The 14330-nt window shown below is 70.3% G+C and carries 12 protein-coding genes; all 12 read right to left on the bottom strand.

What is annotated here, in order from left to right; all coding sequences use genetic code 11:
• Positions 1 to 17: 17 nt before the first annotated feature.
• Genes QZ258_RS03170 through pyrR form a run of 12 tightly spaced genes read right to left on the bottom strand, consistent with a single transcriptional unit; the run spans position 18 to position 14306 of the window.
• Positions 18 to 1970 carry a primosomal protein N' gene (locus QZ258_RS03170; RefSeq protein ID WP_294178933.1) on the bottom strand — a complete coding sequence of 651 codons (1953 nt, stop codon included), beginning with the start codon at positions 1968 to 1970 and terminating at the stop codon, positions 18 to 20.
• 13 nt (positions 1971 to 1983) lie between these two features.
• Complete coding sequence (gene metK, locus QZ258_RS03165; RefSeq protein ID WP_294178931.1) at positions 1984 to 3192, bottom strand: methionine adenosyltransferase; 1209 nt, start codon at positions 3190 to 3192, stop codon at positions 1984 to 1986.
• A 46-nt stretch (positions 3193 to 3238) separates the two neighbouring features.
• On the bottom strand, positions 3239 to 4429 hold the full coding sequence (gene coaBC / locus QZ258_RS03160) for a bifunctional phosphopantothenoylcysteine decarboxylase/phosphopantothenate--cysteine ligase CoaBC (RefSeq protein ID WP_294178930.1): 1191 nt from the start codon (positions 4427 to 4429) through the stop codon (positions 3239 to 3241).
• Positions 4430 to 4441: 12 nt separating this feature from the next.
• Positions 4442 to 4699 carry a DNA-directed RNA polymerase subunit omega gene (gene rpoZ / locus QZ258_RS03155; protein ID WP_294178928.1) on the bottom strand — a complete coding sequence of 86 codons (258 nt, stop codon included), beginning with the start codon at positions 4697 to 4699 and terminating at the stop codon, positions 4442 to 4444.
• A 33-nt stretch (positions 4700 to 4732) separates the two neighbouring features.
• The gene (gene gmk / locus QZ258_RS03150) at positions 4733 to 5635 is read right to left on the bottom strand and encodes a guanylate kinase (RefSeq protein ID WP_294178927.1); all 903 of its coding nucleotides are present in this window, start codon (positions 5633 to 5635) and stop codon (positions 4733 to 4735) included.
• Positions 5623 to 6507: an orotidine-5'-phosphate decarboxylase gene (pyrF, locus tag QZ258_RS03145; protein ID WP_294178925.1), complete on the bottom strand. Its 885-nt coding sequence runs from the start codon at positions 6505 to 6507 to the stop codon at positions 5623 to 5625. The genes gmk and pyrF overlap by 13 nt, the downstream gene beginning before the upstream one ends.
• Positions 6504 to 9806, bottom strand: a complete 3303-nt coding sequence (gene carB, locus QZ258_RS03140; protein ID WP_294178923.1) for a carbamoyl-phosphate synthase large subunit — start codon at positions 9804 to 9806, stop codon at positions 6504 to 6506. Before carB ends, pyrF begins: the two co-directional genes overlap by 4 nt.
• Positions 9806 to 10954 (bottom strand): glutamine-hydrolyzing carbamoyl-phosphate synthase small subunit, encoded by a 1149-nt coding sequence (gene carA, locus QZ258_RS03135; RefSeq protein WP_294178922.1) that lies wholly within the window; start codon positions 10952 to 10954, stop codon positions 9806 to 9808. The genes carB and carA overlap by 1 nt, the downstream gene beginning before the upstream one ends.
• Positions 10951 to 11475 (bottom strand): hypothetical protein, encoded by a 525-nt coding sequence (locus tag QZ258_RS03130; RefSeq protein WP_294178920.1) that lies wholly within the window; start codon positions 11473 to 11475, stop codon positions 10951 to 10953. The genes carA and QZ258_RS03130 overlap by 4 nt, the downstream gene beginning before the upstream one ends.
• A complete protein-coding gene (locus QZ258_RS03125) occupies positions 11468 to 12775 on the bottom strand; it encodes a dihydroorotase (protein WP_294178919.1) in 1308 nt (435 codons plus the stop codon). Before QZ258_RS03125 ends, QZ258_RS03130 begins: the two co-directional genes overlap by 8 nt.
• Complete coding sequence (locus tag QZ258_RS03120) at positions 12772 to 13758, bottom strand: aspartate carbamoyltransferase catalytic subunit (protein ID WP_294178918.1); 987 nt, start codon at positions 13756 to 13758, stop codon at positions 12772 to 12774. The genes QZ258_RS03125 and QZ258_RS03120 overlap by 4 nt, the downstream gene beginning before the upstream one ends.
• Entirely contained in the window at positions 13755 to 14306 is a 552-nt protein-coding gene (pyrR, locus tag QZ258_RS03115; protein WP_294178917.1) for a bifunctional pyr operon transcriptional regulator/uracil phosphoribosyltransferase PyrR, read from the bottom strand. The genes QZ258_RS03120 and pyrR overlap by 4 nt, the downstream gene beginning before the upstream one ends.
• Positions 14307 to 14330 lie beyond the last annotated feature (24 nt).

The following is a 14330-nucleotide window of genomic DNA, read 5'->3' as shown; positions in this document are numbered from 1 at the left end:
CTCAGCAACCGGGTGGGCTATTCCTCGAAGGGCTCCGGATCATCGAACCGGGCCCGCAGTGGCAAGGGCTGACGACCTCGTCGCGGACTTCCCGGGACGGGCTTGCGTCGGCGTGTCGCGTGCCGCACGATCTCGCCGCGCACGGCCTGAGCGGCCGCGGCCCCCGCGCTGTAGTCAAAGCGCAGCAGCGCACGACTGCGGCCGTCGTGTTCGGTCACCCCGAGCACGTCGACGCTCGGCGGGAGCTCCGCCACGGCGGCCGACACGACGTCGGGGAACCCGTCGAGGGTCGCCATCCGCACCGCGGGCGGGAAACGCAAGGTGCGACGATCGGCGAGCTCCGATGCCGCGAGGGAGTCGAAGCGCCAGGTGACGAGCGCCGAGGCCAGAGCGCCGCCCACGCCGACGAGCACCACGACGGCGTCGTCCGCCGCCAACGACGCGGCATCGGCCCACCACCTCGCGCAATCCTCGGCGACGCGTAGGCTCTCGCGCGCGATCATCCGGTCGCCGTCGAGCAGCAGCACCGCGCGGTAGCCCTCGGCTGCGATCGGTTCCGCACCGCGGGTCGCGATCACCAGGGCGGGCCGGTGATCGACCTCGAGAACGGTGCGGTCCCCGTCGGCGATCATGATGCGCACGCCGGGGAAGGCTCGTCCGAGCTCCTCCGCGGTGCGCCCCGCGCCGACCCCGCTGCGGCGAAGTCTCGTCGACTCGCAGGACGGACACCTCCACGACGTCTCGAGCGCGCCGCACCAGGTGCAGGAGGGCACCGCGCCCTGCGCGCGTTCGCGCAGCGGACCGGCACAGGTGCGGCATCGCGCCGCCGTGCCGCAGTCCTGACAACGGAGCCCCGGCGCATAGCCGGGCCGCGCCACCTGGACGAGCACGGGACCGTGTTCGAGCGCGGCACGCGCCTGGTTCCAGGCGAACGACGGAATCCGCGCCTGAGCGGCGAGCCCGTCGTTGGCCGCCATATTGGCCGTGGGCACGACGCGCGGGTGCCGTGGCCGCTCCGGAGCCGCCTCCCCCAGCCAGCCGACCTCGACGAGGCGCTGCACCTCGGTGGTGCGGGTGTGCCCGGCGAAGACGAGCGCGGCGCCCTGCTGTTCCTGTCGCACGAGGGCGGCATCTCGCGCGTGCACGTAGGGCGCGAGCGGCTCGCCGAGCAGCGGATCGCCGTCGTTCCAGAGGGCGATCAGCCCCAGCTTCGTCGCGGGAGCGTAGATCGCCGAGCGGCTGCCGACGATGATCGTCGGGGCCGTTTCGAGGGCGCGCAGCAGCCCGCGATACCGTTCCGGATCGCTCTGCCGGGCATCCGCACGGACGAGCGCCTCGGCGGGAACCAGCTCCGAGAGGGCGGCCACAAGCTGTTCCTGGTCGCGGTGATCGGGCGCGACCAGGATCGCCGACTCCCCCGAGGCCAGCGTGCGTGCCGCCAACTGGGCGAGCGTGCGCGCCCAGCGACCGACCCACGCTCCGTCGGCCGTGCGGGTCACCCCCGGCCGCACGGCAAGCGCCATGCGCCGTCGCTCCGCGAGCGCGGTCTCGAGCTCGCCGGGGGCGAAGTCGGTGACCACGGGGGCTTCGAAGGCCTCCAGCAGCACGTCGGAGTCGCGAGCCAGCCAGGTCTTCTCGACCCGCGCCTGGCGCTTCGGGATCGCCAGGCGAAGCACATCGTTGGCCGAGCCGGCGGCACGATCGGCGACCGCGCGCGCGAGACGCCACACCTCGGGCGCCAGCACGGGCACCGGGGAGACCAGCGCGGACACGTCGCTCAGCGGGCCCGGGTATTCGCGCTGCTGAGTGATCTCGACCACGAACCCGGTCGCGAGCCGACCCGCGCTGCGCAGGGGAACCGACACGCGTTGCCCGCGCTCGACGCCCTCCAGCTGCTCGGGAATCCGATAGTCGAGGAGTCGATCGAGTTGCGGCAGCGGCGAATCGACGAGAACCCGGGCGATTCTCACACTGCTCGCTTCCTCAGAGACCTGCTGCGGCGCGAAGGTCGTCGACGCGGTCGGTGCGCTCCCACGTGAAGTCGGGCAGTTCGCGCCCGAAGTGGCCGTAGGACGCCGTCTTCGAATAGATCGGGCGCATCAGTTGGAGGTCGCGCACGATCGCGGCGGGGCGCAGGTCGAACACCTCACGGATCGCCTCGATGATGCGCTCCTCCGGCACGTGGGCCGTCCCGAAGGATTCGACATACAGGCCGACGGGCGAGGCGGCGCCGATGGCGTAGGCAACCTGGATCTCGAGTTTGTCGGCGAGGCCGGCGGCGACGGCATTCTTGGCGACCCAGCGCATCGCGTAGGCGGCGGAGCGGTCGACCTTCGACGGGTCTTTGCCGCTGAAGGCACCGCCACCGTGACGGGCAGCCCCGCCGTAGGTGTCAACGATGATCTTGCGACCGGTGAGCCCGGCATCGCCGTGCGGGCCGCCGATCTCGAACTTGCCGCTCGGGTTGATCAATAGTCGCGGCGTCGTGGACGGCAGATCGACCGCATCCAGCACCGGGCGGATCACGAGTTCTTCGATCTCGGCGCGCAGTGTGGCGAGCGTCACCTCGGGGGCGTGCTGCGTGGACAGAACGACCGTGTGGATCGACGCCGGAACGCCGTTGTCGTAGCCGACCGTGACCTGGGTCTTGCCGTCGGGGCGCAAGTAGTCGACGATCCCCTCGTGACGCACCTGGGCGAGCCGCTCCGACATCCGGTGGGCCAGCCAGATCGGGAGCGGCATCAGGCTCGGGGTCTCGCGCACGGCGTAGCCGAACATGATCCCCTGATCGCCCGCACCCTGCTTGTCGAGGTCGTCGACGCTCGCGTGCTCCCGGACCTCGAGGGCCGTGTTGACGCCACCCGCGATGTCAGGTGACTGCTCGCCGATCGAGATCGACACACCGCAGGAGCGGCCGTCGAACCAGACATCGGAGGAGTCGTAGCCGATGTCGGTGATCGTCTTGCGCACGATTCCCGGGATGTCGACGTAGCCGTGCGTCGACACCTCGCCGGCGACGTGGACGAGACCGGTGGTGACGAGCGTCTCGACGGCAACGCGCGCGCCGGAATCCAGGGCGAGCAGCGCATCGAGGATCGCGTCACTGATCTGGTCGCACATCTTGTCGGGGTGGCCCTCGGTCACCGATTCAGAGGTGAAGAGTCGGAGCGAAGAGGAGGAAGCAGAAGTCACGGTCGGCCTGTCGGTCGAGGGGCGGGGATCGGCGGTGATCCGGAGGTCACCGCGTGAGATCCAGAATACGGTCGGCCACCGACGCCTTGCTGCCGGAGGCCTCCGCCACTATAGACCCCGCCGAATCGAGGACGATGATCCGGTTGTCATCGCGCGAGAAACCCTCCGACCAGCCGACGGCGTTGACGACGAGGAAGTCAGCGCCCTTGCGCTGCACCTTCCGACGCCCCAACTCGAGCAGCGCCTCACGGTCGGGCTCGGTCTCGGCCGCGAAACCGATGATCGTCTGACCCGGGCGGCGCGCCTCGACCACCTCGCGCAGGATGTCGGGGTTCTTCACGAGCCGCAGTTCGAGCACGTCGCCCTGCGTCTCCTTCTTGATCTTGCGGTCCGAAACTGCCTCCGGGCGGTAGTCGGCCACCGCAGCGGCCATCACGACGACCGTCGCCTGCTTCGCGGCCCGGTGGGTCGCGTCGCGGAGCTCCCGCGCCGTCTCGACGGTCACCAGCTCGATCCCCGCGAGCCGCCCTTCGAGAACGCCCGGATCGACGTGTGCGGCGATCAGTGTGACCTCGGCCCCGCGAGCCGCGGCGGCACGTGCGATCGCCGCTCCCTGCTTGCCGCTGGAACGATTGCCGAGGAAGCGCACCGGATCCAGCGGCTCGCGCGTCCCGCCGGCGGTCACCACGATGCGCTGACCGACCAGGTCTCGCGGGCTGGCAACCGCCAGCGCCGCGGCGACGATGTCCTCGGGCTCCGACATCCGCCCGGGACCGGAATCGGCCCCCGTCAGCTGCCCGGACGCCGGTCCGACGATCGTGGCCCCTCGCTCACGCAGTATCGCGATGTTCGCGACCGTGGCGGGGTGCTGCCACATCTCGGTGTGCATCGCCGGGGCCAGTACGAGCGGGGCGGTACTGGCGAGCACGGTGTTGCCGAGCAGATCGTCGGCGAGTCCGTGCGCGAGTTTCGCGAGCGTGTTGGCGGTCGCCGGGGCGATCACGATGAGCTCGGCGCGCTGGCCGAGGGCCACGTGGCGCACCTCCGCGACGCCCTCGTAGAGCTCGCTGTGCACGGGGTTGCGACTGATCGCTTCGAGGGTCGGGCGACCCACGAAGCGCAGCGCCGCCTCCGTTGCAATGACCTGGACGTCGTGACCGGCGAGCACGAAGGCGCGCACGACATTCACCGCCTTGTACGCGGCGATGCCGCCGGTGATCCCGACGACGATCCTCATTGCGGGACCGGACTACTCCGCGGTGCGCGTGAGGACCAGCTTGTCCTCGTTGATTTCGTGCATCGCGACCGAGAGCGGCTTGTCCTCGATCGTCGAGTCGACGAGCGGGCCGACATTGTCGAACAGCGAACCCTCGTGGAGGTCGGCGTAATAGTCGTTGATCTGGCGGGCGCGCTTGGACGCGAAGATCACCAGCTGGTACTTCGAGTCGACGCGCGACAGCAGCTCGTCGATGGGCGGGTCGATGATGCCCTTGCTCTTGTCAGCCATGGGATTCCTTCCGGAGAGTTGTCGCGCCGCGGCTCAGGCGCCGGGCACTGCCAGCAATTCTACGACCTCGCGTGCCGCTTGGCCGACGTCGCGGTTGACGACGCGCACATCGAACTCGTCCTGGGCGCGCAATTCGATCTTCGCGGTCTCCAAACGGCGGGCCTGTTCGGCGGAATCCTCGGTGCCGCGCCCGACCAGCCGGCGCACGAGTTCCTCCCAACTGGGTGGCAACAGGAACACCAGAAGCGCTTCCGGCATGGCCTCTCGCACCGAACGCGCCCCCTGCAGATCGATCTCCAGCAGGACGCTGCGGCCCGTGGCCAGGGCGGCGTCGACGGGCGGACGCGGTGTTCCGTAGCGGTAGGCGTTGTGCACCGTCGCGTACTCGAGGAACTCGCCGTCGCGGATCATCCGGTCGAACTCGTCGTTGCTCACGAAGTAGTAGTGCTCGCCGTCGATCTCGCCCGGGCGCGGCGCGCGCGTCGTCGCCGACACGCTGAACATCACGTCGGGATAGTTCTCGCGGATGAACGTCGACACCGAGCCCTTGCCGACGGCCGTCGGACCGGCAAGCACGACGAGTCGACTGTGCGGGACCTCGACGCGACCCTCGCGCGTCAACAGGTAGTCGCGGAGCTTGGCGCGCTGCCGGACGCCGAGACCGCCGACCCGCTTCGAGCTCGCGATCCCGAGCTCCTCGAGCGCGCGATCGGCGCGGGTGGCACCCACGGTCGGGATGCTCATGAGCAGTTCCCGCACCCGGAGCGTCGCCTCCGGCGCGGTCGGCTCGGCGGCCCACCCGGTCTCGGCGATCTCCAGCGCCCGCTTGTCTCCCGTGGCGACGGAGTGCTTGATCGCGGCGCGCGCACGACGTGCGGCGACTGCGGCGCGGGATGCGGCAACCCGGTCAACCTCCGGCGGCGTCAGGCGCGGCATGCGGCCTCCACCTCCGAGACGGCCCGGGCGATCGCGGCGGCCACGTCGCGCGGGCCGGCCGACAGAATGCTGCGCGACGCGTTCGCGACCACCGCGCCGAGCGCCGGGCCGAACAGCGCGGGAAGTTCGGCGAAAGTCGCGCCTTGATGCCCGAAGCCGGGCGCGAGGATCGGCGTGCGCGCCAGCTCCTCGGCCGCCAGCCCGTACTGGGCGAGGTTCACCGTGGCGCCGATGACCACGCCGTAGTCGTCGAGCGGGGCGGCCAGGCTCGACGCGGTCCGTCGGGCCCGCAACTCGTCGACCGTCGCCGCCGCGACCGTGCGACCCGCCGACTCGCCGGAGCCGACGAGCGCGGTCTGCACGCCGGCGGCCTCCGGATTCGAGGTGGCCGCGAGCACGAAGACGCCCTTGCCGTGCGTCGAGGCCTGCGCGAGCACGCCGTCGAGCGAACCGACGCCCTGATAGGCGACCGCCGTCATGGCGTCCGCCTCCAGCGGCGAACCGGGGGTCAGCCAGGCCTCGCCGTAGGCGTCGACCGAGCTGCCCACGTCGCCGCGCTTGACGTCGGCGATCACCAGCAGGCCTGCCGCCCGCGCCGCGGCCAGTACCTCCTCGAGAGCGGCGAAACCGGCCGAGCCGTGGCGCTCGAAGAAGGCGACCTGAGGCTTGACGACGCCCGCGGTGTCCGAAGACGCCTCCACGACGCGCAGACCGAACTCGCGCACTCCCGCGGCGTCGTCGCTGAGCCCCCAGGCATCCAACAGGCCCCGGTGTGGGTCGATGCCGACGCAGAGCCGACCCCGCGCCTCGAACACCGCCGCGAGTCGCGAGCCGAAGCTCGCGGCCGCGGAGACCTCGGCCGGCTCGCTCACCGCGCGGCCTCCCGCACGGCGCGATCGGCCGCGTAGTCCTGGAGGCTGCGCACCCGGATGTCTCCGCGCTTGATCTCGAACGCCGCCACGGCGGCCGCGAGCTGCGCGATCGTCGTGAACAGCGGCTTGTCGGCGGCGACCGTCGCGGTGCGGATCTCGAAGCCATCGGCGCGCGCCGCGCGACCGCTCGGCGTGTTGATGACGACGTCGATTTCGCCCGCGTTGATCAGGTCGACGACCGTCGGCTCGCCGCCGTCGTCGATCTGGCCCTCGAAGTACTTGCGCACCGTCGTCGCCTCGATGCCGTTGCGGGCGAGCACCTCGGCGGTGCCTTCCGTCGCCACGATCTCGAAGCCGAGCTGGCTGAGGCGCAGGATCGGCAGCACGGTCGCGCGCTTGTCGCGGTCGGCGACCGACACGAAGACCGTGCCGCTCTCGGGCAGCCCACCGTAGGCGGCGTCCTGGCTCTTGGCGAAGGCCCGCGGGAAGTCGGCGTCGATGCCCATGACCTCGCCGGTCGAGCGCATCTCCGGGCCGAGCACCGAGTCCACGACATTGCCCTCACGCGTGCGGAAGCGCTTGAACGGCAGCACCGCCTCCTTCACCGAGACCGGCGAATCGAGCGAGACGATCGAGCCGTCGTGCTCGGGCAGCAGACCCTCGGCGACCAGGTCGCGCACCGAGCGGCCGACCATGACGAGCGAAGCCGCCTTGGCGAGCGGGATTCCGAGCGCCTTCGAGACGAACGGCACCGTGCGGCTGGCGCGCGGGTTCGCTTCGAGCACGTAGAGCACGCCCGCGCCGATCGCGAACTGCACGTTGATGAGACCCCGCACGCCGATGCCCTCGGCGATCTTGCGGGTCGCGTCGACGACCTGATCCTGAATGCCGCGCCCGAGCGTGACGGGCGGCAGGGTGCAGGCCGAGTCGCCCGAGTGAACCCCGGCCTCCTCGATGTGCTCCATGATGCCGCCGACGTAGAGCTCGGTGCCGTCATAGAGGGCATCGATGTCGATTTCGACCGCGTCATCCAGGAAGCGGTCGACGAGCAGCGGCGCGTCGGGGCCGATGATGGCGTGCTCGCGCACCCGCTCGAAGTAGTCCGCAAGACTCGGCGAGTCGTAGACGATCTCCATGCCGCGACCGCCGAGCACGTAGCTCGGGCGCACCAGCACCGGGTAGCCGATCTCTTCGGCCACGCGGATGGCGCTCGGCGCATCCGTCGCGGTGCCGTTGCGGGGGGCGACGAGGCCCGCCTCCTTGAGGATGCGCGAGAAGTGCCCGCGCTCCTCGGCGAGGTCGATCGCTTCCGGGCTCGTCCCGAGGATTGGGATGCCGGCGGCCTCCAGCCCCTTCGCGAGCCCGAGCGCGGTCTGACCGCCCAACTGCACGATGACGCCGACCAGCTCACCCGACTGCGACTCGGCGTGAATCACCTCGAGCACGTCTTCGAGGGTGAGCGGCTCGAAGTACAGTCGGTCGCTCGTGTCGTAGTCGGTCGAGACCGTCTCGGGGTTGCAGTTGATCATGATCGTCTCGTACCCGGCGGCCGAGAGCGCGAAGCTCGCGTGCACGCACGAGTAGTCGAACTCGACGCCCTGGCCGATGCGGTTCGGCCCCGAACCGAGGATGACGACCTTCTTGCCCTCCGACGGCGCCACCTCCGTCTCGGTGTCGTAGCTCGAGTAGTGGTACGGCGTGAGCGCGGGGAACTCGCCGGCACAGGTGTCCACGGTCTTGAACACCGGCCGCAGGCCCAGCTGCCAGCGCAGCTCGCGCACCTCCTGCTCGCCGAGCCCCCTCAGCTGCGCGATCTGCACGTCCGAGAAGCCGTGGTCCTTCGCGAAGGAGAGCACCTCGAGGTCGAGCTCGGCGGAGGCCGCGATCTCCTCCGCCACCTCGTTGATGAGCACGATCTGGTCGAGGAACCACGGGTCGATCCCCGTCGCCTCGAACAGCTCGTCCACGGTGGCGCCGTGGCGGAGCGCCTGCTGCACCGTCACGATGCGGCCGTCGGTGGGGGTGCGGCTGATCTCGATCAGCTCCGCCTTCGAGCGCTGCTCCTCGCCCCAGTGGAAGCTGCTCCCCCGCTTCTCCAGCGAGCGGAGCGCCTTCTGCAGCGCCGTCGCGTAGTTGCGGCCGATCGCCATCGCCTCGCCGACGCTCTTCATCGTCGTCGTGAGGGTCGCATCCGCGCTCGGGAACTTCTCGAACGCGAAGCGCGGGACCTTCACCACGATGTAGTCGAGGGTCGGCTCGAAACTCGCCGGGGTCACCTTGGTGATGTCGTTCGGGATCTCGTCGAGCCGGTAGCCGATCGCCAGCTTTGCCGCGATCTTCGCGATCGGGAACCCGGTCGCCTTCGACGCGAGGGCGCTGGAGCGCGAGACGCGCGGGTTCATCTCGATCACGATGATCCGCCCGTTGGCGGGGTCGATCGCGAACTGGATGTTGCAGCCACCGGTGTCGACACCGACCGCGCGGATGATGTCGATGCCGATGTCGCGCAGTCGCTGGTACTCGCGGTCGGTCAGGGTGAGCGCGGGCGCCACCGTGATCGAGTCACCGGTGTGCACGCCGACCGGGTCCACGTTCTCGATGGAACAGACCACCACCGTGTTGTCGGCGGTGTCGCGCATGAGCTCGAGCTCGTACTCCTTCCAGCCGAGAATCGACTCCTCCAGGAGCACCTCGGTGGTCGGCGACTGGTGCAGACCGTCGGTCACCATCCGCACCAGCTCGGCGCGGTCGTGCGCGAAGCCCGAGCCGAGACCGCCCATCGTGAACGAGGGACGCACCACGAGCGGGTAGCCGAGCTCCTCGGCCGCCTCCACCGCCGCCGGCACCGTCTTGACGACGTAGCTGCGCGCGACGTCCGCACCCGCCTCGATCACCAGGTCCTTGAAGATCTGGCGGTCTTCGCCCTTGTTGATCGCCTCGACCTTGGCGCCGATCAGCTCGACGCCGTACTTCTCGAGGATGCCGGCGGCGTCCAGCGCGATCGCGGCATTCAGCGCGGTCTGGCCGCCCAGGGTGGGCAGGATCGCATCCGGCTTCTCGTGGGCGATGATCGCCTCCAACGCCTCGGCGTTGATCGGCTCAATGTAGGTTGCGTCGGCGAAGTCCGGGTCGGTCATGATCGTCGCCGGGTTCGGGTTCACCAGGATTACGCGGACGCCCTCCTCGCGGAGCACGCGACAAGCCTGCGTGCCGGAGTAGTCGAACTCGGCCGCCTGCCCGATGACGATCGGGCCGGAGCCGATGACGAGGACGGAGTTGATGTCGGGGCGCTTGGGCACTAGTTCTTTGCCTTCTTGCTCTGGTGGGCCACGACCATGTCGCGGAATTTGTCGAAGAGGTAGTTGGCGTCGTGGGGTCCGGCCGCCGCCTCCGGGTGGTACTGGACCGAGAACGCGGGGATGTCGAGCGCATTGAGGCCCTCGACCACCTGGTCGTTGAGGCCGATGTGGCTCACCTCGACCTTGCCGTAGCCGTTCGGGCTCTCGCTCGGGGCGTCGAGCGGCGCGTCGACCGCGAAGCCGTGGTTGTGCGCGGTGATCTCGACCTTGCCGGTCGCCTTGTCGAGCACCGGCTGGTTGATGCCGCGGTGACCGAAGGGAAGCTTGTAGGTGCCGTAGCCGAGCGCGCGTCCGAGCAGCTGGTTGCCGAAGCAGATGCCGAAAAACGGCAGGCCCGCGTCGAGCACGCCGCGAAGCAGCTCGACGTGGCCGTCGCTCGCCGCCGGGTCGCCCGGGCCGTTCGAGTAGAACGCGGCGACCGGGTCGATCGCGAGCACCTCGTCGAGCGAGACCGACTGCGGCAGCACGTGCACCTCGAAGCCGCGGGCGGCCAGGTTGTCGACGGTGGACTGCTTGATGCCGAGGTCCAGCACGGCGAGGTTGCCGAGACGCTCGCCCTGGGCGGGCGTCACGGCCGCGGCCTCGACCGAGACCTCGGCCGAGAGGTTCTGCCCGGCCATCTTCGGAGCTTCGCGGACGATCGCGAGCTGCGCATCGGCATCCAGTTCGGCGTCGACCCCGGAGAAGATCGCGGCGCGCATCGAACCCGCGTCGCGCAAGCGGCGCGTGAGGGCGCGGGTGTCGATCCCGCTGATGCCGACGATCCCCGTGTCGACGAGTTCGTCATCCAAGGAGCGCTTCGCACGGAAGTTGCTGACCACGCGCGACGGGTCGCGCACGACGTAGCCCGCCACCCAGATGCGGCGCGACTCGGGGTCTTCGTCGTTCATGCCGGTGTTGCCGATGTGCGGCGCGGTCTGCACGACAATCTGTCCCGCGTAGCTCGGGTCGGTGAGGGTCTCCTGGTAGCCGGTCATGCCGGTGGCAAACACCGCCTCGCCCAGGGTGCGGCCGCGCGCGCCGTAGGCGTGGCCCGGGTAGCGCGTGCCATCCTCCAGGACGAGGACGGCGGGGTCGTGACGGATCATGAGGCGTCGCTTTCGGTTGAAACAGGAACGAGAGAAAGGAGGGCGTCGGCGAGGCGTGCGGGATCGGCGGCGCGGAAGGTGGAGTCGACCGCGAGCTCGCCGTCGCCCGGGTCGCCGTCGCCCAGGCGCCAGCGGACGAAGACCAGACGGTCGCCGCCCGAGGCGCGGTCGATCGTCCAATTGGCGCGGCCGGCGCCGAGCATCCGCTCGCGTGGGATGAACGCGGGGCCGGAGCGCCCGCCGAGGTCGAGTTCGAGACCAGCCTCGTGGATGCGCAGCGTCGCGTTTGACCGAAACCCGAGGCCGGGCAGCGCGATCCGCTCCAGGGGCTTCTCGGCGTGCGTCGTGGCGAGGTAGAGCACGTCGAAACTGTCGCGCGCCTCCCCCAGCCCGGCGGGAAGCGTCTCGACCTGGCCGAGTGCCGCGTGCCGGCGCGCGCGGGCGCGCCAGGCGACCGCGAGGGAACCGAAGACCAGCGCAAGAACCGCGACGACGATCAGGGTCGGCAGCACCTTATCCACGCGCCACCTCCTCGGCGGGCCGCAGTTCCCCGTCCAGCACGGTCGGCACACCGCCGTGGAGGGTCGCGACGACGCGGCCGGGAAGCGAACGCCCGAGGTAGGGCGAGTTGATGCCCTTGCCGCGGAGTCGCTCGATGCCGAAGTCGGAGCGGGCGCTCGGGTCGTAGAGGGTGACGTGTGCGGGGCTGCCCACCTCGAAGGCGGCGGCGTAGCCCTCGAGCAGGCCGATCTGCGCCGGGGCACTCGAGAGCACGCGGGCCACATCGCTCCAGTCGAGCTGGCCGCTGTCGACGACGGACTCCTGCACGACACTCAGCGCGCTTTCGAGGCCGACCATGCCGAAGCTGGCCTCCGCCCAGGCGCACTCCTTCGACTCGACCGGATGCGGGGCGTGGTCGGTGGCCACGATGTCGATCGTGCCGTCGGCCAGCGCCGCGCGGAGCGCGTGCACGTCCTCATCGCGGCGCAGCGGCGGGTTGACCTTGAAACGCGGGTCGTAGCTTTCGACCAGCTGCTCCGTCAGCAGCAGGTGGTGCGGGGTGACCTCCGCCGTGACCCGGATGCCGCGCGCCTTCGCCCAGCGGACCACCTCGACGCTGCCCGCGGTCGAAAGGTGACAGATGTGCAGGCGCTCGCCGACGTGTTCGGCGAGCAGCACGTCGCGGGCGATGATCGACTCCTCGGCGACGGCGGGCCAGCCCGCAAGCCCCAGGCGGCTGGAAAGCTCGCCCTCGTTCATCTGCGCGTTCTCGGTCAGGCGCGGTTCCTGCGCGTGCTGGGCGACCACTCCGCCGAAGGTCGAGACGTACTCGAGCGCGCGCCGCATCAGCAGCGGGTCGTGTACACACATCCCGTCGTCGCTGAACACGCGCACCTGGGCGCGGGACTGGGCCATCGCGCCGATCTCGCTGAGGCGCTCCCCCGCAAGTCCGACGGTGACCGCGCCGATCGGGCGCACCGTGACGTAGCCGTGCTGGGCGCCGAGTGACGCGACCTGCTCGACGACGCCCGCGGTGTCACCCACCGGGAAGGTGTTCGCCATCGCGTGCACGGCCGTGAAGCCGCCGGCCGCCGCCGCGCGCGAACCGGTCAGCACCGTCTCGCTCTGCTCGAAGCCGGGCTCCCGCAGGTGGGTGTGCAGGTCGACGAGGCCGGGCAGAGCCTGGAGACCGCTCGCGTCGATGACCTGCGCGCCGGCGGAGGTGATCCCGGTTCCGCGTTCGGCGATCACGCCGCCCTCGACGAGCAGATCGGTCGTCTCACCGGTCGGGAGCGTCGCGCCCTGGATCAGGATGGTCATGCGCGAAGGCCTCCGGTCGTGGTGGGTGCGGTCGTCGAGGTTCCCGAGAGCACGAGGTAGAGCACCGCCATTCGAATCGACACCCCGTTGGTGACCTGATCCAGCACGCGCGACTGCGGCGAATCGGCGGCCGCCGCCGAGATCTCGAGACCGCGATTCATCGGTCCGGGGTGCATCACTATCGTATGCGGCGAAAGCTGGGCGAATCGGGCGTCGTCGAGCCCCCACTGGCGGGCGTACTCACGCTCGTGCGGGAAGAACGCGGCATGCATCCGCTCCTGCTGGATGCGCAGCATCATCAGCACATCGGGCTTCGCCGCAATCGCCTCGTCGAGGCTCGAACCGGTCGTCACCGGCCACGATCCGACCCCGGTCGGCAGCAGAGTTTCCGGCGCGACGAGGTGAACCCGCGCGCCGAGCGTCGTCAGCAACCAGACGTTGCTGCGGGCGACACGCGAATGAAGCACGTCGCCGACGATCGTGACGGTGAGGCCGGTGAGATCCTTGCCGCGCGAGGCGGCGCCGTGACGCGACTTGCGCATGGTGAACGCATCCAGGAGGCCCTGGGTGGGGTGCTCGTGGGTGCCGTCGCCCGCGTTGACGACGGCGGCGTCGATCCAGCCGCTCGTGGCGAGGGTGTGGGCGGCGCCCGAGGCGCCGTGGCGGATCACCACTGCGTCGATGCCCATCGCGGCGATCGTCTGGGCGGTGTCCTTCAGGCTCTCGCCCTTCGACACGCTCGACCCCTTGGCGCTGAAGGTGATCACGTCGGCCGAGAGCTTCTTCGCCGCCGACTCGAAGCTCAGGCGCGTGCGGGTCGAATCCTCGAAGAACAGGTTGGCGACGGTGCGACCGCGCAGCGTCGGGAGCTTCGGCACGGCGCGCGTGGCGACTTCGGCCATGTCTTCGGCGATGTCGAGAATGGCGATCGCGGTACCGCGATCGAGGTCGTGCGCGCTCAGCAGGTGACGGAGTTCGGTCATGCCGCATCCCCCGCATCCGGCGTCGCGATCGCGATCAGATCGTCGCCGTCGGTCTCGGCGAGGTGCACGTTGATGCGCTCGGTGGTCGAGGTGGGGAGGTTCTTGCCGACGTAGTCGGCGCGGATCGGCAGCTCGCGGTGGCCGCGATCGACGAGGACCGCCAGGCGCACCGCGCGAGGACGGCCGTGGTCGTTGAGCGCGTCGAGTGCGGCACGAATGGTGCGGCCCGAGTAGAGCACGTCATCGACGAGCACGACGGTCTTGCCGTCGATCCCGCCGGTGGGGATGCGCGTTGGGCTCGGCGTGCGCGTCGGCTGGGCGGCGAGATCGTCGCGGTACATGGTGACGTCGAGCGCGCCGACGGTGGCGGAGCCGGGCTCGAGCTGTTCCAGCGTCGTGGCGAGGCGCTCGGCGAGGAGCACTCCCCGGGTCGGGATGCCCAGGAGCACGAGATCGGACGCTCCGCGATTGGCTTCGAGGATCTCGTGCGCGATGCGGGTGAGAGCCCTCTGGATGTCGTCCTGTTGCAGCACGGTTCGCGTGCGCATCTGGACCTCCTTCCCCGCCTCCCG

The sequence above is a fragment of the uncultured Schumannella sp. genome, from assembly GCF_905479755.1.
Taxonomy (GTDB): domain Bacteria; phylum Actinomycetota; class Actinomycetes; order Actinomycetales; family Microbacteriaceae; genus DCRR01.
Note: the sequence above shows the minus strand (reverse complement) of the source record. Positions and strands in the feature narration are given on the sequence as shown.